Raw genomic sequence first — 23463 nt, forward strand, 5'->3', positions numbered from 1 at the left:
GGGATGGTCTCCTCGCGGTCGTCGTTACCGCTCACCAACGGACGGGACGGGTCTGCGGTTCCTACACCACCGGGTACACCGGGACTCCCACGCTCTCACGCCAACCCGGCGCGGCCCAGTGCGCGGCGGCCTCGCCGAGGCCGGCCTGCCCGAGGGCGGCCTCCGCGAGGGCGGCGGCCGAGCCGCCGTCCCCGTTCGCGACGACCGCCCACACGATCGCCGCCGCGACGAGCAGGCCCGCCAGCACGGCGAGCGTGATCTTCCACGCCGACCACGGCCGCTCCCCGACCACCTCCGCCGTGCGGGCGTTGACCAGCACCTGGAACGGCTTGCCGCCGTACAGGTAGGTGGCGATCCACACGGGCAGCAGCAGGAGCTTGTACGTCACCGCCGCGTAGCTCGTGCGCACCTGGTGCACGCGCTGCACGTCGCCGCCGATGTCGCGCTCGCAGTCGTTCTCGATGACCGGCGCCATGTCCTGCTTGGCCGCCTCCAGCCCGGCCTCGGGCTCGACGTCGTACCGCAGCGTCTCGTAGCCGGCGAGGTAGTCGGGCTGGTAGGCCCGCGCCTGCTGCAGCGGCCACGGGCTGAGCTTCGCCAGGTGCTCGGGCATGACCCGGTGGGTCCCGGTGACGAGGACGTCGTCGAAGTCCCGCGCCACCGTGCCCGACGCCGGGTACCAGCGAGTCTTCTGCACCTGCCGGGTCTGCGTCTGGCTGCGGCCCTCGGAGTCGGTGGTCGTGTAGGTCTCGGTGACCCAGTAGTGCTCGCCCCGCTGCCCGGTGTAGTCCGAGCGGGTGCGTGCGTCGAACGTCCAGTGCGGCAGGTAGACGCCGTGCGCCTGCTCCGCCGAGACCACCTTCTTCAGGGCCGACGGCGCGAACCACCGCGAGCGCACCCAGGTCTGCAGGGCGCCCTGCATGGCCGCCCGGTCCACCTCGAAGGGCAGCACGGCCTCGGGCTCGACCAGGCCGAGGGTCTCGACCTCGGCGACCATCGGCGACCCGCAGAACCCGCACTTCTGGGACAGGTGGTCGCTGGTGGTGACCGCGCCGCAGGTGCCGCACCGGTAGTCGTGCGCCGCGGGCGCGGCGGGCCGGGCCGTCGCCGCCAGGGCCGCGAAGTCGTGCTCGCGCACCTCGCGGACGACGGCGGTGACCTCCTGCTCGTGGCCGCAGTACGGGCAGGTCAGCGTGCCGGTCCCGGCCGCGAACTCGACCGCTGCCCCGCACTGCGCGCAGGGGTAGGCGTGGTGGGCGGCCCGGCCGCCGTCGGTGAGCTCCGCCATCTCAGGCCTGCGGCAGCGGCGGGGGCGTCGCGCCCAGGTGCTTCGCCACGTCGGGCACCGACGCGGCCGGCTCCCAGCCGGCCATGCCGGCGCGCCAGATCAGCGTGCTCGCCGTGAGGGTGCCCGCTGCGGCCTGGCCGGCGAGCGCGGCGTCGTCGAACGGGCCGGTCTGCGCGCCGCCGTTGCCCAGGTACCAGCCGCCGGGCAGGGGCGGCGGGCCCGACGCCGCTGCGGGGGCCGGGGCGGGCGCCGGCTGCGTGGGCGGCACGATCGCGTTGCCGACCGACTGGCCCAGGCCCATGCCGATCACCGCGCCCGCGCTGCCGCCGCCGTCGGCCGCCGCCTCCATGGCCTGGCCGGCCTGGAACTGCTGGAAGGCGGCCATGCTGCCCACGGTGCCGGACGAGACGATGCCCATGGACGTGCGCTTGTCCAGGGCCTCCTCGACCTCGGGCGGCAGCGAGATGTTCTCGATGACGAACTTCGGCACGGAGATGCCGAGGTCCGCGAGCTCGTCGGTGAGCCGGGTCGCGAGCTGGTCGCCCAGGTCGCCGTGGTGCGCGGCGAGCTCGATCACGGGGATGCCGGACGAGGCGAGCACGCTCGCGAGGTGGCTCACCACGTTCTGCCGCAGGTACTCGTGCACCTCGTCGGTGCGGAACTGCGGGTCGGTGCCGACCAGCTCGCGCAGCAGCACCTCGGGGTCGGTGACCCGCGCCGAGAACGCGCCGAAGGCCCGCACGCGCACCATGCCCAGCTCCGGGTCCCGCATCATGACGGGGTTCTTGGTGCCCCACTTCAGGTCCGTGAACTGGCGGGTGCTGACGAAGTACACCTCGGCCTTGAACGGCGAGTGGAAGCCGTGCTTCCAGCCCTTGAGCGTCGACAGCACGGGCAGGTTCTGGGTCTCGAGCGTGTACGTGCCGGGCTGGAAGACGTCCGCGATCACGCCCTCGTTGACGAAGACCGCGGTCTGCGACTCGCGCACCACGAGCCGGGCGCCCATCTTGATCTCGTTCTCGTAGCGGGGGAACCGCCAGACGATCGTGTCCCGGGTGTCGTCGAGCCACTCGACGATGTCGACCAGCTCACCCTTGATCTTGTCCAGCAGGCCCATGTCGTCTTCCTCTTCTCTCCGCCCGGGCGCCCGCCCGGAAACCCCAAGCACTCGGACCCTACAAGTCCGGTACGTCCCGGCAAACGAAAAGGAGTCCCGCTCGGTGCCCAGGATCTCCCACGGATGTTCCACGCGTTGTCCGGCACCTGCCGGTGGACCGGACATGTGAGAGAGTTTCACCGCAGGGTGACTACCCGGCGAACCTGTCCGGAGGTGCTAGGACCGATGACCGTCCTCGTGGCATACAACGAGTCGCCCCAGGGTGAGGCGGCCATGCGCGCCGCCGTCGCCGAGGCGGTACGACGCCGGCAGGAGCTGGCCGTCCTCGTGCTCACGCCGCAGGCGGACACCAAGGTCCCCGCGTCGCTCGCGCACCTGCTCGACACCGTCCCTGGCACGGTCACCGTCGCGCCCGTCACGTTCCGCGCCGAGCAGGCCGAGGTGGCCGACGCGATCGTCGACCGGGCCGAGGCCGTCGCCGCGGAGCTCGTGGTCATCGGCTCGCGCAAGCACTCCACGGTGGGCACGTTCCTGGTCGGCGCGACGACCCAGCAGGTGCTGCTCGACTCCCCGGCGCCGGTGCTGGTGGTCAAGGCCAGCTACGCCTGAGGCCCAGGCGTCAGACAGGCGACGCCCGAGCTCGACCTCGCGGACTACTCTCGTGGGATGACCGCTGTGACTCTCGGTATCCCGTCGGTGCGAGGCGTGCCCCGGCGCGCGGCCACGCCGGCGGGCCGGCCGCGCCCGGAGACGCCGCTGCTGGTCGACCGGTACGGGCGGGTCGCGCGCGACCTGCGGGTGTCGATCACGACGGCCTGCTCCCTGCGCTGCACGTACTGCATGCCGGCCGAGGGCCTGCCCCTGGTGCCGCGCGACGAGCTGATGACACCGGACGAGATCGGCCGGCTCGTCGGCGTCGGCGTGCGCGACCTCGGCATCCGTGACATCCGGTTCACCGGCGGCGAGCCGCTCATGCGGCGCGACCTGGAGCAGATCATCGGCGCGGCCCGCACGGCGGCCGACGACGCGATGCGCGCCCTGGGATCGCAGGAGCGCGTCCGCATCGCCATGACGTCGAACGCGCTCGGGCTGGACAAGCGCGTCGGCGCCCTGGTCGCGGCCGGGCTGGACCGCGTCAACGTCTCGCTGGACACGGTGGACCGCGAGGCGTTCGCGACCCTGACCCGGCGCGACCGCCTCGACGACGTGCTCACGGGGATCCGGGCGGCGCTGGCCGCCGGGCTGTCGCCCGTCAAGATCAACGCGGTGCTGCTGCCCGAGACGCTGGAGGGCGCCGCCGACCTGCTCGCCTGGTCCGTGGCGCACGGCTGCAACCTGCGCTTCATCGAGGAGATGCCGCTCGACGCCGACGGGCGCTGGACCCGCGACGACGTGGTGAGCGCGGCCGACCTGCTGGGGGTGCTGGAGGAGCGGTTCACCCTGACCCCCGCCGGCCGCGAGGACCCGTCCGCCCCGGCCGAGGAGTGGCTGGTCGACGACGGCCCCGCCACCGTGGGGATCATCGCGTCCGTGACCCGCTCGTTCTGCGGGGCCTGCGACCGCACCCGACTGACCGCCGAGGGCACGGTGCGCTCGTGCCTGTTCGGCAACGAGGAGACGGACCTCAAGGCCCTGCTCCGCGACGGCGCCACCGACGACGAGGTGGGCGACGCGTGGCGGGCCGCGATGTGGGCCAAGCCCCGCGCCCACGGCAGCGACGCCGTCGAGCTGGCCGCCGACGCCTTCGCCGAGACCGAGCGCAGCATGGGCGCCATCGGCGGCTGACATGTCGCTTCGTCGAGATGACCGGTAGAAGGCCGTCCATCTGCATAGTAGAATCTCGTCGAAATGCCTAATAGAGCACCGTCCAACTGCTAGGTTGGGCACATGGCATACCAGCGCCGGATTGTTGACGATGTTCTCGACGACCTCTTCCCCCACCTGGCGGCAGTTGCCCTGGAGGGCGCCAAGGGTGTGGGAAAGACGGCCACTGCCAGCCAGCGAGCCGCAACGGTCCTCACGCTCAACGAGCCTCGCCAGCGTGAGGTGCTCGCAGGCAACCCCGACTATGTAGTCCAGGCGCCACCGCCCGTGCTGATCGATGAATGGCAGCTGGAACCGTCTGTCTGGGACCGCGTGCGCCGAGCCGTCGACGACAACAGCAAGGGTGGACAGTTCCTTCTGGCCGGGTCAGCGAGCGTGCCGTCCGGAGTGCGCATTCACTCGGGGGCCGGGCGAATCGTCAGCTTCCCGATGCGCCCCCTCGCCTTCGCGGAACGAGGCCTCGAGGACCCAACGGTCTCGCTTGGGGCGCTGCTCCGCGGCGAACACCCGACGATCAGCGGTCGCACCAGCATTGACCTGCAGACATATGCCGATGAGATCCTTCGGTCGGGATTCCCTGGCATTCGGGGCCTGCCCGAGCGCGCCCGGCGGGTCCAGTTGGACAGCTATGTGGCACGAATCGCAGAACGAGAGCTTCCCGAGAACGGAGTCACCGTACGGCGGCCGAATGCGCTCAGAGCCTGGCTTGCCGCCTATGGCGCCGCGACAGCTACCGATGCCTCCTACACCACGATCCTTGACGCCGCGACGGCTGGTGACGACGACAAGCCGAGCCGAGTGACTGCCGACTCCTACCGCGAGCATCTCCAGCGCATCTTCATCCTCGACCCGATCCCTGCCTGGATACCCACGTTCAACACTCTCAAGCGGCTCACGCAGGCTCCCAAGCACCACCTCGTCGACCCCGCGATCGCCGCTCGCCTCGTTGGTGTTGGAAAGTCTGGTCTGCTCCGCGGCGAGGGCACCCGCGTCTCGGCACAGACCGGGACCTGGCTCGGGGCGCTCTTCGAGTCGCTCACTGCGCAAAGCGTGCGCGTCTACGCAGGAGCTCTCGACGCCGAGGTCGGCCACCTCCGCACCAAGAACACCGACCACGAGGTGGACCTGATCGTCGAAGGCGAGGACAGGAAGGTCGTCGCTGTCGAGGTCAAGCTCGCTGCGACGGTCACCGACAAAGACGTGCGCCATCTCAACTGGCTTCACGACCAGATCGGCGACCGAATGGCCGATCGAGTTGTCGTCACGACGGGCGAGTTCGCTTACCGACGGCCTGACGGCGTCGCGGTTGTCCCACTCGCGCTGCTCGGCCCCTGAGCCGAACCGGCGCGACATGTCGCCCGCATGACCTCCAGCCGTCCCAGGTGACCCCCGGGGAACGGCTGCGTGTACGTTGCCGGAAGCCTCCCCACCGCGGGCGGCAAAAAGCCGCATAACGCCCAGACGGGTTCCTAGGCTCACGGCACGTGACCACCATCGCGACGCCACGGGCGCCCGAGGACCCCGGCGCCCCGCCGGCCGGTTCCGCGGCCCCGGAGCGCACAGCACCGCAGCGCCCGCGCCGCAGCCGCCTCGCGGCCGGCCGCCGGCGCACCGCCCTGCTCTGGGCGCTGCTGCTGGCCGGCCCCAACATCGCCCTCCTGCTCGTCTTCGTGTACCGGCCGCTGGTCGAGAGCCTCTACCTCTCGACCCTGCAGTGGAACCTCGGCTCGCCCACCGCGCGGTTCGTGGGCCTCGGCAACTACGTCGAGTGGTTCACCGCGCCCACCACCGGGCGGGTCGTCACCACCACCCTCGTCTTCACCGTCGCGACCGTCGGCGGCGCCATGGTCCTGGGCCTCGGCCTGGCCCTGCTGCTCAACCGCAGGCTGCGCGGCCGCGGTGTCGCCCGCACCGTCGCGTTCGCGCCGTACGTGCTGGGCGGCTTCGCCGTCGGCATCCTCTGGCTGTTCATGTTCGACCCGCGCTACGGCCTGATCCAGGAGGTGCTCGGCTGGGTGGGCATCGCCTCCCCCGAGTGGTACACGAGCCGCCCGTGGCCGCTGGTGATGGTCATCGTCGTCTACCTGTGGAAGAACCTCGGGTACGTCGCCCTCATCTACCTGGCGGGCCTGCAGGCCGTGCCGCAGGACCTCAAGGACGCCGCCGCCATCGACGGCGCGTCCGCCGCCCGCACCCTGCGCTCGGTCGTGCTGCCGCTGCTCACGCCGACGACGTTCTTCCTGCTCGTGACGATGCTGCTCAGCTCCCTGCAGTCCTTCGACACCATCAAGGCCATGACGCAGGGCGGCCCCCTCGGGTCCACCACCACGCTCATGTACTCGATCTACGTCGAGAGCTTCGTCAACGGCCGGGCCGGGTACGCGTCCGCCGTCGCCACCGTCCTGTTCCTCGTGCTGCTCGCCGTCACGGCCGTGCAGCTGCGGTTCGTCCAGCAGAAGGTGCACTACGCATGACCGCCGCCACGCTCCAGCAGTCCGCCCGACGACGGCGCTCGCCCCAGGTCGGCGGGTACCTCACGATGATCCTCGCGACCGTCGTGCTCGGCGCGCCGCTGCTGTGGATGGCGCTCGCCAGCCTCAAGGCCCCCGACGAGCTCTACCAGCTCCCGCTGCAGTGGCTCCCGGCCCAGCCGGACCTCGACAACTACGCGCAGGCCGCGGGTGCCATCCCGCTCGGCCGGCTGCTGGCCAACAGCATCGGCCTGACGATCGTCGGCGCGGGCCTCAAGGTGGCGCTCGGCCTGTGCTGCGCGTACGCGCTCGTCTTCCTGGACTTCCCGTTCCGCAAGGTCGTGTTCGGGCTGGTCATCGCGACGCTGATGATCCCGCCGCAGATCACGATCATCCCCAACTACACCCTGGTGGCGAGCCTCGGCTGGCTCAACACCTACCAGGGCATCCTCGTGCCGGGCCTGGCCAGCGCGTTCGGCACCTTCCTCTTCCGCCAGCACTTCCTCACGCTGCCGCGGTCCGTCCTGGAGGCGGCCGAGCTCGACGGGGCGGGGCACTGGCTCAAGCTGTGGCGGTTCGTGGTGCCGATGAGCACGCCGACCCTCGCCGCCGTCGCCCTGGTCTCCGTCGTGACCGAGTGGAACGACTACCTGTGGCCGTTCCTCGTGGTCGACGACCCCTCGACGATGACGCTGCCCGTGGGGCTCACCCTGCTGCAGAACACCGACGGCATGACGAACTGGGGCGTGCTGCTCGCCGCCACCGTCGTCGTGACCCTCCCCATCCTGCTGGTCTTCCTCGTCCTGCAGCGCCGGCTCGTCGCCGGCCTCACCGCGGGCGCCGTCACCGGCTGAGCCGCCCTCTCCTTCCCCTCCCCCAGCGCCCGGAACCGGGTGCGCCGTCCCGGAACGAAACCCAAGGAGCACCCCCGTGTCCCACAGTCCTGCCCGCAGGGCCGCCCGGCGCCCCCGCGCCGCCGTCGTCACCGCGCTCGCCGCGCTCACCGCCCTGACCGCCGCCGGGTGCGCCGGCCCGAGCGTCGGCGCTACCGGCGGCTCCGACGAGGCGACGGCCGAGGCCGTCGACTGGTCGCAGGTCGAGCCCGCCCAGGAGATCACCTGGTGGAGCAACCACCCGGGCGCGTCCCAGGAGGTCGAGCAGCAGCTCATCGACGACTTCAAGGCCGAGACCGGCATCAGCGTCAAGCTGGTCACCGCCGGCGCCGACTACGACGAGGTCGCGCAGCGGTTCCAGGCCGCCTCGCAGACGGACGACCTGCCGGACCTGGTCATCGCCTCGGACGTGTGGTGGTTCCGCTACCACCTGAACGACCAGATCATGCCGGTCGACGGCGTCATGGAGTTCCTGGACGCCGACGCCGCCGACTTCCAGCCCGCGCTCTACTCCGACTACGAGTACGACGGCCGGCACTGGGCCGTGCCGTACGCCCGCTCGACGCCGCTGTTCTACTACAACGAGGACCTCTGGGAGGCAGCCGGCCTGCCCGACCGCGGCCCGGAGACCTGGGCCGAGCTCGAGGAGTGGGACGCCTCCCTGAAGAAGGAGGTGCCCGAGAAGGGCTCGACGTTCGGCCTGTCGACCGGGCCGTCGTGGGGCGCCTGGTGGTTCGAGAACATGATCTGGGGCCAGGGCGGGGCGTACTCCGACGGCTTCGAGCTCACCCTCGACACCCCCGAGGCCGTCGCGGGCGGCCAGTTCGTGCACGACCTCTTCCACGAGTCCGGCGTCGCCACGCTGTCCGCCGACGACGCGATGGCCGACTTCTCGTCCGGCCTCATCGCCTCCACGATCGGCTCGACGGGCTCGCTCAAGGGCGCGCTCGACGCGGCGAAGTTCGAGGTGGGCACGGCCTACCTGCCCGACGGCCCGCAGGGCGGCGGCACCCCGACCGGCGGCACCGGCCTGGCCATCCCGTCGTCCAAGACGCCCGAGGAGCAGCTCGCGGCCGCGATGTTCCTGGAGTTCCTCACGAACACCGAGAACACCGCCACCTTCTCGCAGAGCACCGGCTACATGCCCGTGCGCACCTCCGCCGTGGAGAGCGACACGATGAAGGCCACCTACGAGGAGACTCCGCAGTTCCGCACCGCGGTGGACCAGCTCGCCGACAAGGCCCGCACGCAGGACGACGTCCGCGTCTTCGTGCCCGGCGCCGACGCCCTGCTCAACGACGCGCTCGAGCAGATCATCATCGAGGGCGCCGACCCGGCCACGGCGTTCGAGGCCGTCACGCCGCGCATCGAGACGGCGTACACCGAGAACGTCGAGCCCTACCTCGACGCCCAGGACTGACGTGACCGCGCCGACCACCGGGCCGCCGAGCGGCCCGGTGGTCGGCGCGTCACCCGGAACGTGGTTGAATCGCGCCGTGCTGACAGCGACCGAGCGGCCGCAGCGGATCATGATCGTCACCGACGCCTGGGAACCGCAGGTGAACGGTGTCGCCACGGCGCTCTCGCGCACCGTGGCCGAGCTGCGCCGGATGGGCTGCGCGGTCGAGGTGGTCACGCCGTGGGACGGCTACCGGACGATCCCCCTGATCACCTACTCCGAGATCCGGGTGCCGATCATGGCGCGCGACGACGTGGAGCGGCGCTTCCTGGAGTTCGCGCCCGACGCCGTGCACATCGCGACCGAGGGCCCGCTCGGCTGGTACGCGCGCGCCGTCTGCGACCACTTCGGCTTCCCGTTCACCTCCAGCTACCACACCCAGTTCCCGGAGTACGTGAGCGCGCGCTGGTCGTGGATCCCGCTGTGGGCGGGCTACCGCTACGTGCGCAAGTTCCACGACAAGTCCGGCGCCGTGCTGGTGGCGACGCCGACCATGCGCGAGCAGCTCACCCAGTGGCGGATCCGGAACGTGACGCCGTGGAGCCTCGGCGTGGACACGGAGCAGTTCCACCCCCGCCGGCGGGCCGCCACCGGGGCCGGGGCCGGAGCCGCCACGACCGGGGGCACCGGGACCGGTGTCTACCGGGACCTGCCCGGGCCCGTCTTCCTGTACGTGGGGCGGCTGGCCGTGGAGAAGAACGTCGAGGCGTTCCTCGACCTGGACCTGCCGGGCTCCAAGGTGGTCGTGGGCGACGGCCCGGCCCGCGCCGACCTGGAGGCCGCCTACCCCGGCGCCCACTTCCGGGGCCGCCTCTCGGGCGACGACCTGGCCCAGCACTTCGCCGACGCCGACGTGCTCGTCTTCCCGAGCCGCACCGACACGTTCGGCCTGGTCATCCTGGAGGCCATGGCCTCGGGCACGCCCGTGGCCGGCTTCGACGCGCCGGGTCCCCGCGACCTCATCCCCGGCTCCGGCGCGGGCGCCGTCGACGACGACCTGCGCGCGGCCTGCCTCGCCGCGCTGGCGTGCTCCCGCGAGGAGACCCGCCGGTACGCGGAGCTGTTCTCCTGGCGGGCCTGCGCCGAGGCGTTCTACGACCGGCTCGACGTGCCGCCCCCGCCGGTGCGCGAGCGCATCTGGGTGCGCGGGATCCAGCGGCTGCCGGGCCTCGGCCTGACCGGGCTGAACATGCCGAGCCTGACCGTGCCCAGCCTGACGCTGCCGCACCTGACCCGGCCGACGCTCAACCTGCCGAGCCTGCCGTCGCTGTCCAGCCTGAACCTGCCGAGCCTCAACCTGCCCGGCCGGTCGCGGCCCGGTCCGTCGCGGCCCGGCCTGTCGCGGCCGAGCCTGACGCTGCCCGGCCGCGTCGCCCGGCTCCCCGAGCTGCTGCCCGCCAGCATCCCCCGCACGGTCGGCCGGGCGGTCACACGGGTCCGGCGGATCGTTACAGACCGACCCACTCGGACTCGCCGTCCGTGAACTGCTGCTTCTTCCAGATCGGCACCTCGGCCTTGATGCGCTCCACCAGCAGGGAGCACGCCTCGAAGGCCTCCTTGCGGTGCCCGGCCGACGCCGACGCGACGAGCGCGACGTCCCCCACCACGAGGTGCCCGTAGCGGTGCGTCGCGGCGACACGGAGGCCCGTCTCGGCGGCCACCGCCTGGCACACTTTTTGTAAGACGGCGGTTGCGTCGGGGTGTGCCTCGTAGTCGAGGCTGACCACGTCGCGGCCCCCGTCGTCGTCCCGCACGACGCCGCGGAACGTGACCACGGCGCCGCACTCCGGCGCGGCCACGGCGGCCTCGACCGCCCGCCCGACGGCGTCGTCCAGGACCTCCTGCGTCACGCGCACGACCTCTGCCGGCACCGCGTCGTCCATCACGTGCTCCCTCACCGGTCCCTCTCCGTCGGGTGCGGCGTCACAGCGGCCACACGACCACCTCGGCACCCGGTTCGAGCGTAGTCGCGGCCGCGGGCACGTCGATCAGCACGTCCGCGGCGGCCATCGACGCCACGAGGTGCGAACCGGGCCCGCCGACGACGGCGACGTGCGGCACCGCGCCCGCCGAGCCGCCCGTACCCGCCGACGCGCCCGGCCCGGCCGCCCGCACCCAGCGGCCGCGCAGGAGCTGCCGCCGGCCGGCGGGCGAGACCACCGCGTCGTCGAGCACCGCCGGCACGCGGTCCACCGGCGGCAGGCCCGCGGCCGCCCGCAGGATCTCCCGGAGGAACACGACGAACGAGACCTGGGCGCTGACCGGGTTGCCGGGGAAGGCGAGCAGCGGCGTGCCGCCCACCCGGCCGAGGCCCTGGGGGCCACCGGGCTGCATGGCCACGGAACGGAAGGTGACCTCCGGCAGGGCGTCCTTGACCACCTCGTAGGCGCCCTGGCTCACGCCGCCCGTGGTGAGCACCAGGTCGCAGAGCGCCGCCGCGCGCTCCAGCCCGGCGCGTACGGCCGCCGGGTCGTCGGGCAGGGCCAGGCGCAGGCCCACGCGCCCGCCGGCCGCCCGGACCGCGGCCGCGAGCGCCGGGCCGTTGGCGTCGAAGATCTGACCGGGGCCGGGCTCGCGGTCCGGCCCGACGAGCTCGCTGCCCGTGGAGACGACCGCGACCGAGACCGGGGCGACGAGCGCGAGGCGGGCCACGCCGCACGCCGCGGCGGCGGCCACGTGGTGGGGTGCGAGCACCGTGCCGGCGGGCAGCACGACGGTGCCGGCGGCGACGTCGGACCCGGGCTCCCGGACGAACTCGCCCGCCGCTCGCCCGCGGGCCACCGCGACCCGGGTCGCCGTGGCCGCCCCGGACCCGTTGAAGGTCCCCTGGTCGGTGTCCTCGACGGGGACCACGGCGTCCGCTCCGGCCGGGACGGGGGCGCCGGTCATGATCCGGACCGCCGTGCCGGGCGCCAGGGGCGCCGGGTCGCCCGGCGCGGCGGCGACGTCGCCCGCCACGGGCAGCGTGACCGGCGCGTCGGGGGCGGCCGCGGCGACGTCGGCGGCGCGGACCGCGAAGCCGTCCATCTGCGAGTTGCGGAACCGCGGCAGCGGCTCGGGGGCCACGACGTCGCGCGCCAGCACCCGGCCGAGCACGTCCCCGTCGAGGGGGACTTCCTCGACGGGGCGACCGCCGGGCCGCTCGGCGGACTGCTCGCCGGGCCGCTCGACGAACCCCGCGAGAAGCTCCGCGACGTCGGCCCGGTGCTGTTCCACGTCCACGCGCTCGCTCATGTCCGCAACCTACCCGGCGCGGCGTGCCGGGCGGCGGTTAACCTGGCGCGGGAGCCTCGCCGCACGGGAGGATCGACCATGTACATCCAGGCGCTGAGCAACAACGGGACCACCCCGGACGGCGCCCTGGTGCGCCGGGAGTCCGAGACCGCCGACGGCCTGCTGGTACTCGAGTCGGTGCTGGCGATGCGCCCGATGCCCGACGTCGTGCTGCGGGCCCGCCACCGTGTCGAGTACGAGGGCGACGTGCGGCGCTGGGTGCGCTGGTCGCACCAGCGCGAGCCGGGCGGCGTGGACGTCGCGTTCGAGCGCGCCGACCTGCCGCCGGGCGTGGGCGACGGCGTGCCCTCGTTCGCCCGGTACCTGCTGGTGCTGGAGCTCGCGGCCGTCGGCTCCTGGGTCGAGTACACCCAGCTCGACGACACGGACCCCGCGCGCACCCGGCACGCGCTGCTGGTCCGCACCGACACCCAGCCCCTGGTGCTGCCCGACGGCGTCTCGGTCTCCGCGATGCGCATCGACCAGCTCCTGGACGGCAGTCCCGCGAACGCCTTCTGGTGCGACGAGCACGGGGTGCTGCAGGCCGACTACATCGAGACGTTCCCCGACGGCACCCGGATCACCGGCGTCTCGTGGCGCACCACCTGGGCGGGCGTCGAACCGTGGCTCGACCCCGAGGTGCGCGCGGCGCTCGACGCGTCGGGGATCCTGGCGTAGCGCCGCCTCAGCGGTGCAGGTGCGCCTTGTGCCCGACCGCAGCGGAGACGTCCGCCTCGGCCACCGCGAGCAGGCGGTCCGCGAGCCGGCGCAGCGCCCGGCCGGCGGCTATCTCGTCGCCGATCAGCGGCACCTCGTCGTCGTCGGGTGACTTCCTGGCGTGCCCGACGGCGCGCAGGGCGTCGGGCGGGCCGTTCATCACGGTGGCCTCCGCCGTCGTGCTGCCCGCCGCCTCGACCACGGTGATCCGCACGTCCCAGGTGAGCGCGCGTCCGCGCCGGGCCTCCGCCCAGTCGCGCGAGCCGGCCTCCACCTGCGCGTCCACGTACGTGTCCCCGCCCGGGTAGACGAGGGTCTCCTCGCCCGTGTCGGACCAGCGCACCCGGTAGGGCGGCGAGCCGTCGCCATGGGGGCACTCGGTCACCACGCCGTCCCGCACCGCGCCGCCGACCACTCCGGAAGCCGTGACGATCCGGTCGCCCACTGCTGCTTTCATGGGGTCCTCCCCGCGTCGTTGCGATCTCCCCATCATCGCCCCGAACCTCGCGACGTGACAGACGTACCGGTTACCTGGACGACCTCGGCGCGTGACACGGAAGTGAGAACCTGGCAGCAGGACGGGTTCGCGCGGAGGAGGGAGCCGGGGTGCGGGATCTGCTGCCGCAGCTGCTGGGCTGGTGGCGTGCCGACGAGCGCGCGGCCGTGGCCACGGTGGTGCGCACGTTCCGGTCCGCGCCCCGCGAGCCGGGGGCCGCCATGGCCGTGGGCCCGGGCGGCGAGGTGATCGGCTCGGTGTCCGGCGGGTGCGTCGAGGGGGCCGTGTACGACCTCGGCCTGGAGGTCGCCGAGACCGGCCGCCCCGCGGCGGCCCGCTACGGCGTCTCCGACGACGACGCGTTCGACGTGGGCCTGACCTGCGGCGGGACCATCGAGGTCTTCGTCGCTCCCCTGTCGCGGGCGGCCTGGCCGGGCTTCGGGTCCTTCGCCGGCCAGGTGCTGGGCGCCTCGTCGCCCGACGGCGGCGCGGCGCCGTCGGGCGTGTGCCTCGCCACGGTCGTCGGGGCGGACGACGGCGGCGCCGGTGCCGGCGACCGTCGTGGCGACGGCGGCGCGCTCGGCCGGCACCTGGTCGTCCCCGGGGCGGGCGCCGACGGCCCGGAGGGGACCCTCGGGGACGCGGGCCTGGACGCGGCGGTGACCTCGGACGCCGTCGGGCAGGTCGCCGCCGGTGCCTCCGCCCTGCGCGAGTACGGGCCGCACGGCGAGCGCACCGGATCGAGGACGCGGGTGTTCCTGCAGGTGTTCGCGCCGCCGCCGCGGCTCCTGGTGTTCGGCGCCATCGACTTCGCGGCGGCCCTGGCGCGGGCCGGCCGGCTGCTGGGCTACCGCGTCACGGTGTGCGATGCCCGCCCCGTGTTCGCCACGCCGGCCCGCTTCCCGGAGGCCGACGAGGTGGTGACCGAGTGGCCGCACCGGTACCTGGCCGCCGAGATCGCGGCGGGCCGCGTCTCCGCGCGCGACGCCGTCTGCGTGCTGACCCATGACGCCAAGTTCGACGTGCCCCTGCTGCACACGGCGCTCACCGACCTGCCCGCCGGCACGTACGTGGGCGCCATGGGCTCCCGCCGCGCGCACGCCGAGCGCGAGGCCCGCCTGGTCGAGGACGGCGTGCCGCCCGCCGCGCTGAACCGGCTGCACAGCCCGATCGGGCTGGACCTGGGCGCGCGCACGCCGGACGAGACCGCCGTGTCGATCGTCGCCGAGCTGATCGCGGCCCGCTCGGGTGCCACGGCCCGTCCCCTGAGCGAGACGGACGGCCCGATCCACGGCTGAGGCCGAGGGATTCCCGCGCCCGGTGTCGTCTCAGTCCGGGTGGTGCACCACGTTGATCACGTTGCCGTCCGGTGCCCGGACGAGGAACCGGCGCACGCCCCACGACTCCGTGGTCAGCGGGTGCACGATCTCGTAGCCGAGCTGCCTGGCCTCGTCGTACGCGCCGTCGACGTCGGGCGTGTGGACCGAGACGACCGCGTCCTCGGGCGAGGTCGCGTCGCGGGTGACGAGCTGGACGATCGCCCCCGTCTCGGGCGAGGTGCACCGGGCCACCCAGCCCAGGTCGAACTCCTCGGTGCTCAGCCCCAGGTAGCCGGTGTAGAAGCCCTTCGCCGCCTCGAGGTCGGCCACCCGAAGGTTGGGCATGATGCGTGTGGCGCGCACGGTGTCCTCCAGTTCGCAGGAAATCCGTTCTCGGGAAAACAGGGGCCGACGACGGCGGCGCCGTCCTAGGCTGCGGGCATGTCAGCGCACGCAACCATCGTCCCGCCCCGGCTCCGCTCCGGCGACACCGTCCGCGTCATCGCCCCCGCCAGGTCGCGGGCCATGATCATGGAGCACGACAACACCCGCTGGATCGACGAGCGGTTCGCCGCGATGGGACTCACGCTGACGTTCGGCGAGCACGTCGACGAGGACGACCAGTTCCGCAGCTCCTCGATCGAGCACCGGGTGGCCGACCTGCACGCCGCGTTCGCCGACCCGGCCGTCGCGGGCATCCTCACGGTCATCGGCGGGTTCAACAGCAACGAGCTGCTCCCCTACCTGGACTTCGACCTGATCGCCGCGCACCCCAAGGTGTTCTGCGGCTACTCGGACATCACCGCGCTCCAGAACGCGATCCTCGCCCGCACGGGCCTGGTCACCTACTCCGGCCCGCACTGGTCGAGCTGGGGCATGCGCGACCACTTCGAGCCCACCGGCGACTGGTTCCGCGCCGCGGTGACCGACGACGCCCCGATCGCCGTCGAACCCTCCCGCGCCTGGACCGACGACCTGTGGTTCGCCGACCAGGACGCCCGCACCCCCGTGGCCAACGAGGGCTGGTGGCGGCTGCGCCCAGGGCAGGCCTCCGGCCGGGTCGTGGGCGGCAACCTCTGCACCCTCAACCTGCTCCAGGGCACCGCGAACATGCCGTCGCTGGAGGGGGCGCTGCTCTTCCTGGAGGACGACTTCGAGTCGAACACGGTCGCCTTCGCGCGCAACCTCACCTCCCTGCTCCAGCTGCCCGACGCCGGGGGCGTGACCGGGCTGGTGGTCGGCCGGTTCCAGGCCGCCACGGGCATGACGCGGGCGGCGCTCGACGAGATCGTCGCGCGCCAGCCCGCACTGGCCGGCAAGCCGGTGCTGGCCGGCGTGGACTTCGGGCACACCAGCCCGCTGCTCACGATCCCAGTCGGCGGCACGGCGGAGGTCGCCGTCGGCCCGGACGACGCGAGCCTGACGATCACCCGCCACTGACACGGGGTGCGGGAGGGGCCACGTCCGCCGTCGGCGAACCCGGAAATTGAGTCGGGTCGACTCAGGTTGTACCCGTCATCAGACCCGTCCGGAGGAGGACATCATGACCACCGTTCTTACCCGCTCCCCGTTCGCCAGCACCTGGCTCCGCGAGCCGTGGAGCCAGCAGCTCGGCGTCTCCGAGGGCGTCGTGCCCGCGGCCGACGTCTACCGTGAGGGCGAGGACCTCGTCGCCCGCCTCGACCTGCCGGGCGTGAACCCGGCCGACGACATCACCGTCGAGGTCGAGGGACGCAAGCTCGTCGTGCGCGGCGAGCGCAAGGACCAGCGCTCGGAGGAGTCCGAGGGCCGCCGCATCTCGGAGGTCCGCTTCGGCTCCTTCCGCCGCGTCGTCACGCTGCCCAAGGCCGTGGACGGCGACGTCGTCCGCGCGTCCTACGACGCGGGCGTGCTGACGGTCACCGTGCCGGGCGTCTTCGCCGGCACCACGCCGCAGCGCATCGAGGTCACCACCGCCGCCTGATCCCCTCAGGCAGCCACCCGACGGCGCCCGACCGCACACCGCGGCCGGGCGCCGTCGTCGTTGGCGCCGGGGCAGACCCTCAGCGGGCCAGCGCCGCCGCGCCCACGACCGTCGCATCGCCGCCCAGGACCGCCCGGCGCACCTCGACCGTGTGCCCCGAGACCGGCGGCTCGTCGGCCAGCCGGGCCCGGATCGCGGGTTCCAGCAGGTCCCAAGCGTGGGCCAGCCCCCCGCCCACCACCACGTGGCCGACGTCGAGCAGGGCCGCCAGCACCAGCACGGCCGACCCGACCGCCCGGCCCGCGTCCGTGAGCACCCGGAGCGCCGCCTCGTCCCCGGCCCGCGCGCGGGCCTCGATCTCCGCGGCGCCGACGACGTCCGGTCCGCCGCCGTCCGGCCCGACCGCCTCCGCGTACCGCCGCTCCACCGACCGTCCGGACGCGAGCGTCTCCAGGTGCCCCCGCTGCCCGCAGGTGCACCGCGCGTCGCCGAAGCCGGGCATGTGCCCGATCTCCCCGGCCGCGCCCGCACCGCGGTACAGCGCACCGTCCAGCCACAGCGCTCCCCCGACGCCGGTCCCGAGCGCGATGCCCGCCGCCGACCGGACGCCACGGACGGTGCCCCAGGTCGCCTCGCCCACGAGGAACGAGTCGACGTCGTTCGCGACCGTCACCGGCAGCCCGGTCCGGGCGGCGAGCCCCGAGCGCAGATTGGTGCCCACCCAGTCGACGAAGGAGTCGCTCGCCGCGAGCACCTCGCCGCTCTCCGGGTCGACCACGCCCGCCGCCCCGACCCCGATGCCGGCCGCACTCCGCCCCGCCGTCGCGGACGCCCGCGCGACCAGCTCCGCCGCGACGTCGAGCATGGCCCGGCCGCCCGAGGGCGTCGGCGCGGTCGCCGAGGCGAGCACCTCGCCGTCGGGCGTGACGAGGGCGGCACGGATCTTGGTGCCGCCGATGTCGACGCCCGCCGTGGGCGCGTCCGTCACAGGTCCCCGCCCGTGCCGGCGAGCCGCAGCCGCGCCGCGCGCCGCTCGCGCTGCGCCACCGGGTCCGGCGTCGGCACGGAGGCCAGCAGCTCGGCGGTGTACAGCTCGCGGGGCGCGCTGAACACCTCCGCCGTCGCGCCGCTCTCCACGAGGCGGCCCGAGCGCAGCACGGCCACGCGGTCGGTCAGCTCGTGCACCACGCCCAGGTCGTGGCTGATGAACAGGCAGCCGAACCCCAGCTCCGCGTGCAGGTCACGCAGCACCTGCAGCACCTCGGCCTGCACGGACACGTCCAGCGCGCTCGTCGGCTCGTCGGCCACCAGCAGGCGGGGGCGCAGGGCGAGCGCGCGGGCGAGCCCGATGCGCTGCCGCTGCCCGCCGGAGAACTCGTGGGGGTAGCGCCGCTCCGCACCCGCCGGCAGCCGGACGGCGTCGAGCAGCTCGCGCACCCGCGCCCGCTTCTCGGCCGGGGACAGCCGCCGCCCGTCCCGACCGTGGATCGCCAGCGGCTCCGCGATCGACTCGCCCACCAGCCGGCGCGGGTCGAGCGACCCGCCCGGGTCCTGGAACACCACGCCGACGTCGGCCAGCAGGCGCCGGCGTGCCCGGCCGCGCGCCCGCGCCACCGACGTCCCGAGCAGGAGCACCTCGCCCTCGGACGGCGCGAGCAGGCCCAGGCAGGCCCGGCCCGCCGTCGACTTGCCCGAACCGGACTCGCCGACCAGGCCCAGCATCTCGCCGGCGCGCACGGTCAGATCGAGGTTCTCGACGGCGCGCACGTGCCGGCCCTGCACGCGGTAGTCGAGGCTGACCCCGCGCAGGTCGAGCACGATCTCGCGGTCGTCGCCCGGGCCTTCGGCCGGTGGCGCGGCCGCGCCGACCGAAGCCGCGCCGACAGAACCAGCACCGACCGAGCCGGCGCCCACGGAGACCGTGCTCGCCGGCGGCGCCGCCGGCACCGCGTCCAGCAGCGCCCGCGTGTACTCGTGCACGGGCGCCAGCAGCACCTGTTCCACCGGCCCGTGCTCCACGATCCGGCCGCCGCTCATCACGGCCACCTCGTCGGCGAGGTCGGCCACCACGCCCATGTTGTGCGTGACCAGCAGCAGCGCCGTGTCGTGCTGCGCCACCAGCTCGCGCAGCAGGTCGAGGATCCCGGCCTGCACCGTCACGTCGAGCGCCGTGGTGGGCTCGTCCGCGACGATCAGGCGGGGCTCGCAGGCCAGCGCGACGGCGATGACCACGCGCTGCCGCTGCCCGCCGGACAGCTCGTGCGGGTACTGCCCCGCCCGCCGCTCCGGCTCGGGGATGCCCACCGACCGCAGCAGCTCCACGGCCCGCTCGCGGGCGAGGGCGCGCGGCACGCGCTCGTGGTTCAGCACGGCCTCGGCCACCTGGTCGCCGAGCGTCATGGTCGGGTTGAGCGCCGTCATCGGCTCCTGGAACACCATGGACGCCACGCGGCCGCGCAGGTCCACGAGCTGTTCCTCGGGCGTGCTGACGACGTCGCGCAAGGCCTCGCCGTCGGCCAGCTCGACCGAACCCGACACCCGGGCCGTCGCGGGCAGGAGGCCCAGGACGGACAGCGAGGTGACGCTCTTGCCGGAGCCGGACTCGCCCACCAGCGCCACCACCCGGCCGCGCCGCACCTCCAGGTCGATGCCGCGCACCGCCGGCACCTCCCCCGAGTCGGTGTCGAAGGTGACGTTCAGGTCCGCGATGCGCAGGACGACGTCGCTCATGCGGTCCTCCCCTTCACGTCGACGACGTCCCGCAGCCCGTCGCCCACGAAGTTCAGGGCGCACACCACGATGACGATCGCGAGGCCGGGCGGCAGGATGAGCCACCACGCGCCCTGGTAGATGTAGTTGATGCCGTCGTTGAGCATGGCGCCCCAGTCGGTCGTGGGCGGCTGGACGCCCATCCCGAGAAAGCTGATGTAGGCCACGAGCAGGATGGCGTCGGCCACCTGGAACGTCGCGTTCACCACCACGGTGCCCACGGTGTTGGGGATGACGTGCGTGAGCACGGTGCGGCGGTGCGTGGCGCCCATCGCGCGGGCCGCCACCACGTAGTCGCGCGTGCGGACGGACAGCGCCTCCGCCCGGATGAGCCGGGCCGGGACCAGCCAGGACACCAGGCCCAGCACCACGATCATCATGCCGACCGTCGGCCGCACGATGGTGGAGAGCACCAGCAGCAGGAAGATCGCGGGGATCGCGATCCCGGCGTCGACCACGCGCATCATGACGGCGTCCACGACGCCGCCCACGTACCCGGCGACCGCGCCCCAGAGGGTGCCGACCACCGTCGCCAGCGCCCCGGCCAGCACGCCGACCAGGAGCGACACCCGGCCGGCGACCATCAGCCGGCCCAGGTTGTCGTAGCCGAGGGCGTCCGTGCCCAGGGGGTGCCCGTCGACGCCGGGCGGCAGGTTGGCGGCGCCGAGGTCGGTCGCCACCTGCTCGGTGGGGTACACCAGCGGGCCGACGAGCACGAACAGCACCAGCACCGCGAGCGCCACGGCGCCCACCACGGCGAGCCGGTTGCGGGCGAACCTGCGCAGCCCCGTCATCGCAGACCTCCTCGGGTGCGCGGGTCCAGGAGGGCCTGGAGCAGGTCGGCCAGCAGCGAGCCCACGACGGTGGCCACCGAGATGACCAGCACGCAGCCGAGCAGCACCGGGAAGTCGCTGCTCTGCGCGGCGCTCCAGAACAGCAGGCCCATGCCCGGGTAGTTGAAGAGCTGCTCCACCACGAGCGCGCCGCCGAACATGACGGGCAGGTAGTAGCCGAGCATCGCGACGACCGGCGTGAGCGAGTTGCGCAGCACGTGCCGGAGCACGACGCGCCGGTAGGTGGTGCCCTTGGCCCGGGCGGTGCGCACGTAGTCCTCGCCGAGGTTGTCCAGGGTGGAGGAGCGCATGTAGCGGCTGAACGTCGCCACGATCGGCACCGCGCCCGTGAGCACGGGCAGCACGAGCCCGGCCGGCTGGGCCAGCACCTCGGCGATCCCCGTGCCCTGCGGCGCCGCCGCGGGGAACAGCCCGGCGTTCTGGCTGAGCAGCAGGATCAGGAGCATCCCGAGAAAGAACGTGGGGGTCGAGTAGGCGACGATCGCCAGCGTGGACAGCCAGTAGTCGACGGCGCGGTTGCGGCGCACGGCCTGGTAGATGCCGGCCGGCACGGCGACGAGCACCGCGACGACCAGGGAGAGCCCGGTCAGCAGCAGCGTCTTGGGCAGCCGCAGCGCGATGGCGTCGGAGACCGACTGGTTGAGCAGGTACGACTCGCCGAGGTCGCCCGTCAGCGACCGCCCCAGGAACGAGAGGTACTGGAGCACCACGGGCTGGTCCAGGCCGTTGGCGGCCTCGAACGCGGCGATCTGCTCGGGGGTGGCCTGCTGGCCGAGCACACCGCGGGCGGGGCCGCCGGGCAGCGCATGCAGCAGCGCGAACACGATGACGCTGACCACGAGGATCACGGCGAGCGCCTGGAGCACGCGGCGGATCAGGAAGCGGCCGAAGCCGCCGCGCGCTGCCCTGACGGGCGCGGGCGCGGCGGCACCGGCTTCGACGGCCCCGCTCCGGGCGGGGATGGCTGTCGTCATGTCAGCCGGCCCAGCTCCAGCGCTGCGGGTGGAAGCTGGCGAGCGGGTCCTGCGTGGTGCCCTCCAGCCCGTCCTTGATCACGGAGACCTGGTAGACGGGGTTGGGCAGCCACATGACCGGCAGGTTCTCGGCGCCGAACGCCGAGTACTCCTGCATGACCGACGGATCGGTGCTCTCGGTGGAGTCGTGCATGAGGGTGTCGAGCTCGTCGTCCGAGTAGGAGCCGAAGTTGGACGCCGCGCCCGTGCCGAACACGCGCTCGCCGCTCGGGTAGCCGCCGAAGTACCAGCTGCCCGCGGTGCCGAAGAACGGCAGCTCCCAGTCGCAGTCCGGCTGGTCGGCGGTGCACGGGGCGATGGAGGACAGCACCGTGTTCAGCGGCGCGCTCTCGATGGTCACGCCCACGCCGGACTGCTCGAACGTGGACTTGATCTCGGCGAACATGTTGTCGGTCTCGGCCGAGCCGCTCTGCGTCAGGATGGTGATCGCGAGCTGCTGGCCCTTCTCGATGTCGGCGCCGCACTCGTCGTCGCCGTCACCCGGGCTGGTGCACTCCAGCACGCCGTCGGACCCGGCGGTCCAGCCGTGGTCGGCCAGCAGCGTGGCCGCTGCCTCGGGGTCGAACGGGTACGGGTTGGTCTTCTGCTCCTCGGAGAGGAAGTCGCTCTCGGGGTTCTGCGGCACGGGGCCGTAGCCGGGCAGCGCCGCACCCTTCCAGATGACGTCGGAGATCTGCTCCTGGTCCACGAGGTGCTGCAAGGCCTGGCGCACGTAGAGCTGGCGGTAGACCGGGCCCATCTCGGGGTGGTTGAAGTTGTACGGCAGGTAGGTGATGGACCAGCCCGCCCACGGCTCGACGGCGTAGCCGAGCGACTCGTACTGCTCGGGCGCGTCCAGGCCGGTCGTGGGGATGTACCCGTAGTCCACGGCGCCGGACCGCACCGCGTTCACCTCGGCGTCGGTCGACGTGTACGGCAGCAGGTTGACGGTGGTGATCGAGGCGGCGTCGTCGCCGTCGTACTTCTCGTTCCTCGTGAGCTCGACCTGGCCGCTGTCCGTGAACCCGGTCAGGGAGTACGGGCCGTTGATGGTCTGCCACAGCGGGTTGGACTCGTAGGTGCCCAGGTCCTCGCTCTGCGTCACGAGGTAGTCGAAGATCGCCCTGGCGCCCTCCTCCGTCTCGGCGAGCGCGGGGTCGGGCTCCTCGTCGTCGGCGGTCTTGGCCCAGGCGTGGGACGGCAGCGGCACCACGAGCGTCAGCTGGGAGGCCTGCAGCCACTCCGGGTTGTAGACCTTGTCGAACGTCAGCTCGACGGTCTTCTCGTCGGGCGTGGCCACCTCGGTGACGTTGTCGGGCATGCGGCCCTCGGAGTAGCTGGCCCAGACATCCGTGTTCGCTTTCACGAGGTCGAACCAGAACTTCACGTCCGCCGAGGTGACGGGCTCGCCGTCGCTCCAGGTGCGGTCCTCGTCGAGCGTGATCGTCACGGTGCGGGAGTCGTCGGAGAAGGTGATCTCGTCGGCGAGATCGGCGCTCGCCACGCGCCCCACCTCCCCCTCGGAGCCGTCGTAGGCCACCAGCGGCTCCCAGAGGGTGCGCATGATGGCGGAGTTGTGGGTCGCGAGCTTGCCCGCGATGCCCAGCGGCACGATCCAGTTGGGGGTCGCGTTGGCGGGCAGGGCGTAGTTCACGTCGGTTCGGGCGGCGGACGTGTCCGCACCGGAGGACGTCGAGCATCCGGCGAGGAGGGCGACGGCGGCGGCCGCGCCGACGGCCAGCCGTGCGGCCCGTCCGGCATGCGTGGTGCGCATCTGGGTCTCCTTGGTCTGCGGGGCTGACGACGCCGGGGGCCTGTGCGACCCGGAGGCACTTGTTTCGCCAGCCGAATAATGGAGCACCGTAGACGTACCAAGTTTCCCGGATCTATGCGAAAGCCGTAACAAGACTGTTAATTCGGCCCCGCAAAAAGGCGGGCCTGCCCGGATCGACACGAACGTGGTGCAGACTCGTGCCCGGAACTTGTTCCACATCTCGCAAAAAGTTC

At 73.1% G+C, this 23463-nt stretch carries 22 protein-coding genes; 11 read left to right on the plus strand and 11 right to left on the minus strand.

The window, feature by feature from the left end:
* Positions 1–61: 61 nt before the first annotated feature.
* Both AB0I29_RS09115 and AB0I29_RS09120 read right to left on the minus strand, forming a co-directional pair.
* A complete protein-coding gene (locus tag AB0I29_RS09115; RefSeq protein ID WP_357480592.1) occupies positions 62–1288 on the minus strand; it encodes a hypothetical protein in 1227 nt (408 codons plus the stop codon).
* A 1-nt stretch (position 1289) separates the two neighbouring features.
* Entirely contained in the window at positions 1290–2405 is a 1116-nt protein-coding gene (locus AB0I29_RS09120; RefSeq protein ID WP_357480594.1) for an SPFH domain-containing protein, read from the minus strand.
* 225 nt (positions 2406–2630) lie between these two features.
* Between AB0I29_RS09120 and AB0I29_RS09125 the strand changes: the two genes are divergently transcribed.
* The 7 genes from AB0I29_RS09125 (at position 2631) to AB0I29_RS09155 (ending at position 10535) form a co-directional block, all read left to right on the plus strand.
* Positions 2631–3014: a universal stress protein gene (locus AB0I29_RS09125; RefSeq protein WP_285102533.1), complete on the plus strand. Its 384-nt coding sequence runs from the start codon at positions 2631–2633 to the stop codon at positions 3012–3014.
* 57 nt (positions 3015–3071) lie between these two features.
* Positions 3072–4190 carry a GTP 3',8-cyclase MoaA gene (gene moaA / locus AB0I29_RS09130; RefSeq protein WP_357480597.1) on the plus strand — a complete coding sequence of 373 codons (1119 nt, stop codon included), beginning with the start codon at positions 3072–3074 and terminating at the stop codon, positions 4188–4190.
* Positions 4191–4292: 102 nt separating this feature from the next.
* The gene (locus AB0I29_RS09135) at positions 4293–5564 is read left to right on the plus strand and encodes a DUF4143 domain-containing protein (protein WP_357480600.1); all 1272 of its coding nucleotides are present in this window, start codon (positions 4293–4295) and stop codon (positions 5562–5564) included.
* Between the two features lie 149 nt (positions 5565–5713).
* Entirely contained in the window at positions 5714–6703 is a 990-nt protein-coding gene (locus AB0I29_RS09140) for a sugar ABC transporter permease (protein WP_357480603.1), read from the plus strand.
* Positions 6700–7554, plus strand: a complete 855-nt coding sequence (locus AB0I29_RS09145) for a carbohydrate ABC transporter permease (RefSeq protein WP_357480606.1) — start codon at positions 6700–6702, stop codon at positions 7552–7554. The genes AB0I29_RS09140 and AB0I29_RS09145 overlap by 4 nt, the downstream gene beginning before the upstream one ends.
* A gap of 76 nt (positions 7555–7630) precedes the next feature.
* The gene (locus tag AB0I29_RS09150) at positions 7631–9013 is read left to right on the plus strand and encodes an ABC transporter substrate-binding protein (protein ID WP_357480609.1); all 1383 of its coding nucleotides are present in this window, start codon (positions 7631–7633) and stop codon (positions 9011–9013) included.
* A gap of 76 nt (positions 9014–9089) precedes the next feature.
* A complete protein-coding gene (locus tag AB0I29_RS09155; RefSeq protein ID WP_357480612.1) occupies positions 9090–10535 on the plus strand; it encodes a glycosyltransferase family 1 protein in 1446 nt (481 codons plus the stop codon).
* Here AB0I29_RS09155 and AB0I29_RS09160 read toward each other — a convergent pair.
* Both AB0I29_RS09160 and glp read right to left on the minus strand, forming a co-directional pair.
* A complete protein-coding gene (locus AB0I29_RS09160) occupies positions 10501–10935 on the minus strand; it encodes a molybdenum cofactor biosynthesis protein MoaE (RefSeq protein WP_285103139.1) in 435 nt (144 codons plus the stop codon). The two genes, AB0I29_RS09155 and AB0I29_RS09160, sit on opposite strands and share 35 nt — an antisense overlap.
* Positions 10936–10975: 40 nt before the next feature.
* Positions 10976–12286 carry a gephyrin-like molybdotransferase Glp gene (gene glp / locus AB0I29_RS09165; protein ID WP_357480614.1) on the minus strand — a complete coding sequence of 437 codons (1311 nt, stop codon included), beginning with the start codon at positions 12284–12286 and terminating at the stop codon, positions 10976–10978.
* Positions 12287–12364: 78 nt separating this feature from the next.
* Between glp and AB0I29_RS09170 the strand changes: the two genes are divergently transcribed.
* Positions 12365–13003 carry a hypothetical protein gene (locus AB0I29_RS09170; RefSeq protein WP_285102521.1) on the plus strand — a complete coding sequence of 213 codons (639 nt, stop codon included), beginning with the start codon at positions 12365–12367 and terminating at the stop codon, positions 13001–13003.
* A gap of 7 nt (positions 13004–13010) precedes the next feature.
* Here the strand turns inward: AB0I29_RS09170 and AB0I29_RS09175 are convergent, their stop codons facing one another.
* The gene (locus tag AB0I29_RS09175; RefSeq protein ID WP_357480618.1) at positions 13011–13499 is read right to left on the minus strand and encodes a dsRBD fold-containing protein; all 489 of its coding nucleotides are present in this window, start codon (positions 13497–13499) and stop codon (positions 13011–13013) included.
* Positions 13500–13648: 149 nt separating this feature from the next.
* Between AB0I29_RS09175 and AB0I29_RS09180 the strand changes: the two genes are divergently transcribed.
* A complete protein-coding gene (locus AB0I29_RS09180) occupies positions 13649–14836 on the plus strand; it encodes an XdhC/CoxI family protein (protein WP_357480621.1) in 1188 nt (395 codons plus the stop codon).
* A 30-nt stretch (positions 14837–14866) separates the two neighbouring features.
* On the opposite strand, the gene AB0I29_RS09185 is transcribed toward AB0I29_RS09180, so the two are convergent.
* Positions 14867–15220: a VOC family protein gene (locus AB0I29_RS09185; protein WP_285102517.1), complete on the minus strand. Its 354-nt coding sequence runs from the start codon at positions 15218–15220 to the stop codon at positions 14867–14869.
* A gap of 78 nt (positions 15221–15298) precedes the next feature.
* On the opposite strand from AB0I29_RS09185, the gene AB0I29_RS09190 reads away from it, so the two are divergent.
* Positions 15299–16297: a S66 peptidase family protein gene (locus AB0I29_RS09190; protein WP_357480624.1), complete on the plus strand. Its 999-nt coding sequence runs from the start codon at positions 15299–15301 to the stop codon at positions 16295–16297.
* Between the two features lie 103 nt (positions 16298–16400).
* Positions 16401–16820, plus strand: a complete 420-nt coding sequence (locus AB0I29_RS09195; RefSeq protein WP_285102515.1) for an Hsp20/alpha crystallin family protein — start codon at positions 16401–16403, stop codon at positions 16818–16820.
* A 79-nt stretch (positions 16821–16899) separates the two neighbouring features.
* Here the strand turns inward: AB0I29_RS09195 and AB0I29_RS09200 are convergent, their stop codons facing one another.
* Genes AB0I29_RS09200 through AB0I29_RS09220 form a run of 5 tightly spaced genes read right to left on the minus strand, consistent with a single transcriptional unit; the run spans position 16900 to position 23230 of the window.
* Positions 16900–17808: an ROK family protein gene (locus tag AB0I29_RS09200; protein WP_357480627.1), complete on the minus strand. Its 909-nt coding sequence runs from the start codon at positions 17806–17808 to the stop codon at positions 16900–16902.
* Positions 17805–19550, minus strand: a complete 1746-nt coding sequence (locus tag AB0I29_RS09205; protein ID WP_357480630.1) for an ABC transporter ATP-binding protein — start codon at positions 19548–19550, stop codon at positions 17805–17807. Before AB0I29_RS09205 ends, AB0I29_RS09200 begins: the two co-directional genes overlap by 4 nt.
* Positions 19547–20383, minus strand: coding sequence for an ABC transporter permease (locus tag AB0I29_RS09210; protein ID WP_357480633.1), 837 nt, complete (start codon positions 20381–20383; stop codon positions 19547–19549). The genes AB0I29_RS09205 and AB0I29_RS09210 overlap by 4 nt, the downstream gene beginning before the upstream one ends.
* Complete coding sequence (locus AB0I29_RS09215) at positions 20380–21417, minus strand: ABC transporter permease (protein WP_357480636.1); 1038 nt, start codon at positions 21415–21417, stop codon at positions 20380–20382. Before AB0I29_RS09215 ends, AB0I29_RS09210 begins: the two co-directional genes overlap by 4 nt.
* A gap of 1 nt (position 21418) precedes the next feature.
* A complete protein-coding gene (locus AB0I29_RS09220) occupies positions 21419–23230 on the minus strand; it encodes a peptide ABC transporter substrate-binding protein (protein WP_357480639.1) in 1812 nt (603 codons plus the stop codon).
* Between the last annotated feature and the right edge of the window lie 233 nt (positions 23231–23463).

It is taken from the genome of Promicromonospora sp. NPDC050262, from assembly GCF_040655935.1.
Lineage (GTDB): Bacteria > Actinomycetota > Actinomycetes > Actinomycetales > Cellulomonadaceae > Promicromonospora.

Coding starts and splice junctions, on each gene's coding strand:
- AB0I29_RS09115 (WP_357480592.1), bottom strand. CDS start 1,288: ATGGCGGAGCTCACCGACGGCGGCCGGGCCGCCCACCACGCCTACCCC.
- AB0I29_RS09120 (WP_357480594.1), bottom strand. CDS start 2,405: ATGGGCCTGCTGGACAAGATCAAGGGTGAGCTGGTCGACATCGTCGAG.
- AB0I29_RS09125 (WP_285102533.1), top strand. CDS start 2,631: ATGACCGTCCTCGTGGCATACAACGAGTCGCCCCAGGGTGAGGCGGCC.
- moaA (WP_357480597.1), top strand. CDS start 3,072: ATGACCGCTGTGACTCTCGGTATCCCGTCGGTGCGAGGCGTGCCCCGG.
- AB0I29_RS09135 (WP_357480600.1), top strand. CDS start 4,293: ATGGCATACCAGCGCCGGATTGTTGACGATGTTCTCGACGACCTCTTC.
- AB0I29_RS09145 (WP_357480606.1), top strand. CDS start 6,700: ATGACCGCCGCCACGCTCCAGCAGTCCGCCCGACGACGGCGCTCGCCC.
- AB0I29_RS09160 (WP_285103139.1), bottom strand. CDS start 10,935: ATGGACGACGCGGTGCCGGCAGAGGTCGTGCGCGTGACGCAGGAGGTC.
- glp (WP_357480614.1), bottom strand. CDS start 12,286: ATGAGCGAGCGCGTGGACGTGGAACAGCACCGGGCCGACGTCGCGGAG.
- AB0I29_RS09170 (WP_285102521.1), top strand. CDS start 12,365: ATGTACATCCAGGCGCTGAGCAACAACGGGACCACCCCGGACGGCGCC.
- AB0I29_RS09175 (WP_357480618.1), bottom strand. CDS start 13,499: ATGAAAGCAGCAGTGGGCGACCGGATCGTCACGGCTTCCGGAGTGGTC.
- AB0I29_RS09190 (WP_357480624.1), top strand. CDS start 15,299: ATGTCAGCGCACGCAACCATCGTCCCGCCCCGGCTCCGCTCCGGCGAC.
- AB0I29_RS09195 (WP_285102515.1), top strand. CDS start 16,401: ATGACCACCGTTCTTACCCGCTCCCCGTTCGCCAGCACCTGGCTCCGC.
- AB0I29_RS09205 (WP_357480630.1), bottom strand. CDS start 19,550: ATGAGCGACGTCGTCCTGCGCATCGCGGACCTGAACGTCACCTTCGAC.
- AB0I29_RS09210 (WP_357480633.1), bottom strand. CDS start 20,383: ATGACGGGGCTGCGCAGGTTCGCCCGCAACCGGCTCGCCGTGGTGGGC.
- AB0I29_RS09215 (WP_357480636.1), bottom strand. CDS start 21,417: ATGACGACAGCCATCCCCGCCCGGAGCGGGGCCGTCGAAGCCGGTGCC.
- AB0I29_RS09220 (WP_357480639.1), bottom strand. CDS start 23,230: ATGCGCACCACGCATGCCGGACGGGCCGCACGGCTGGCCGTCGGCGCG.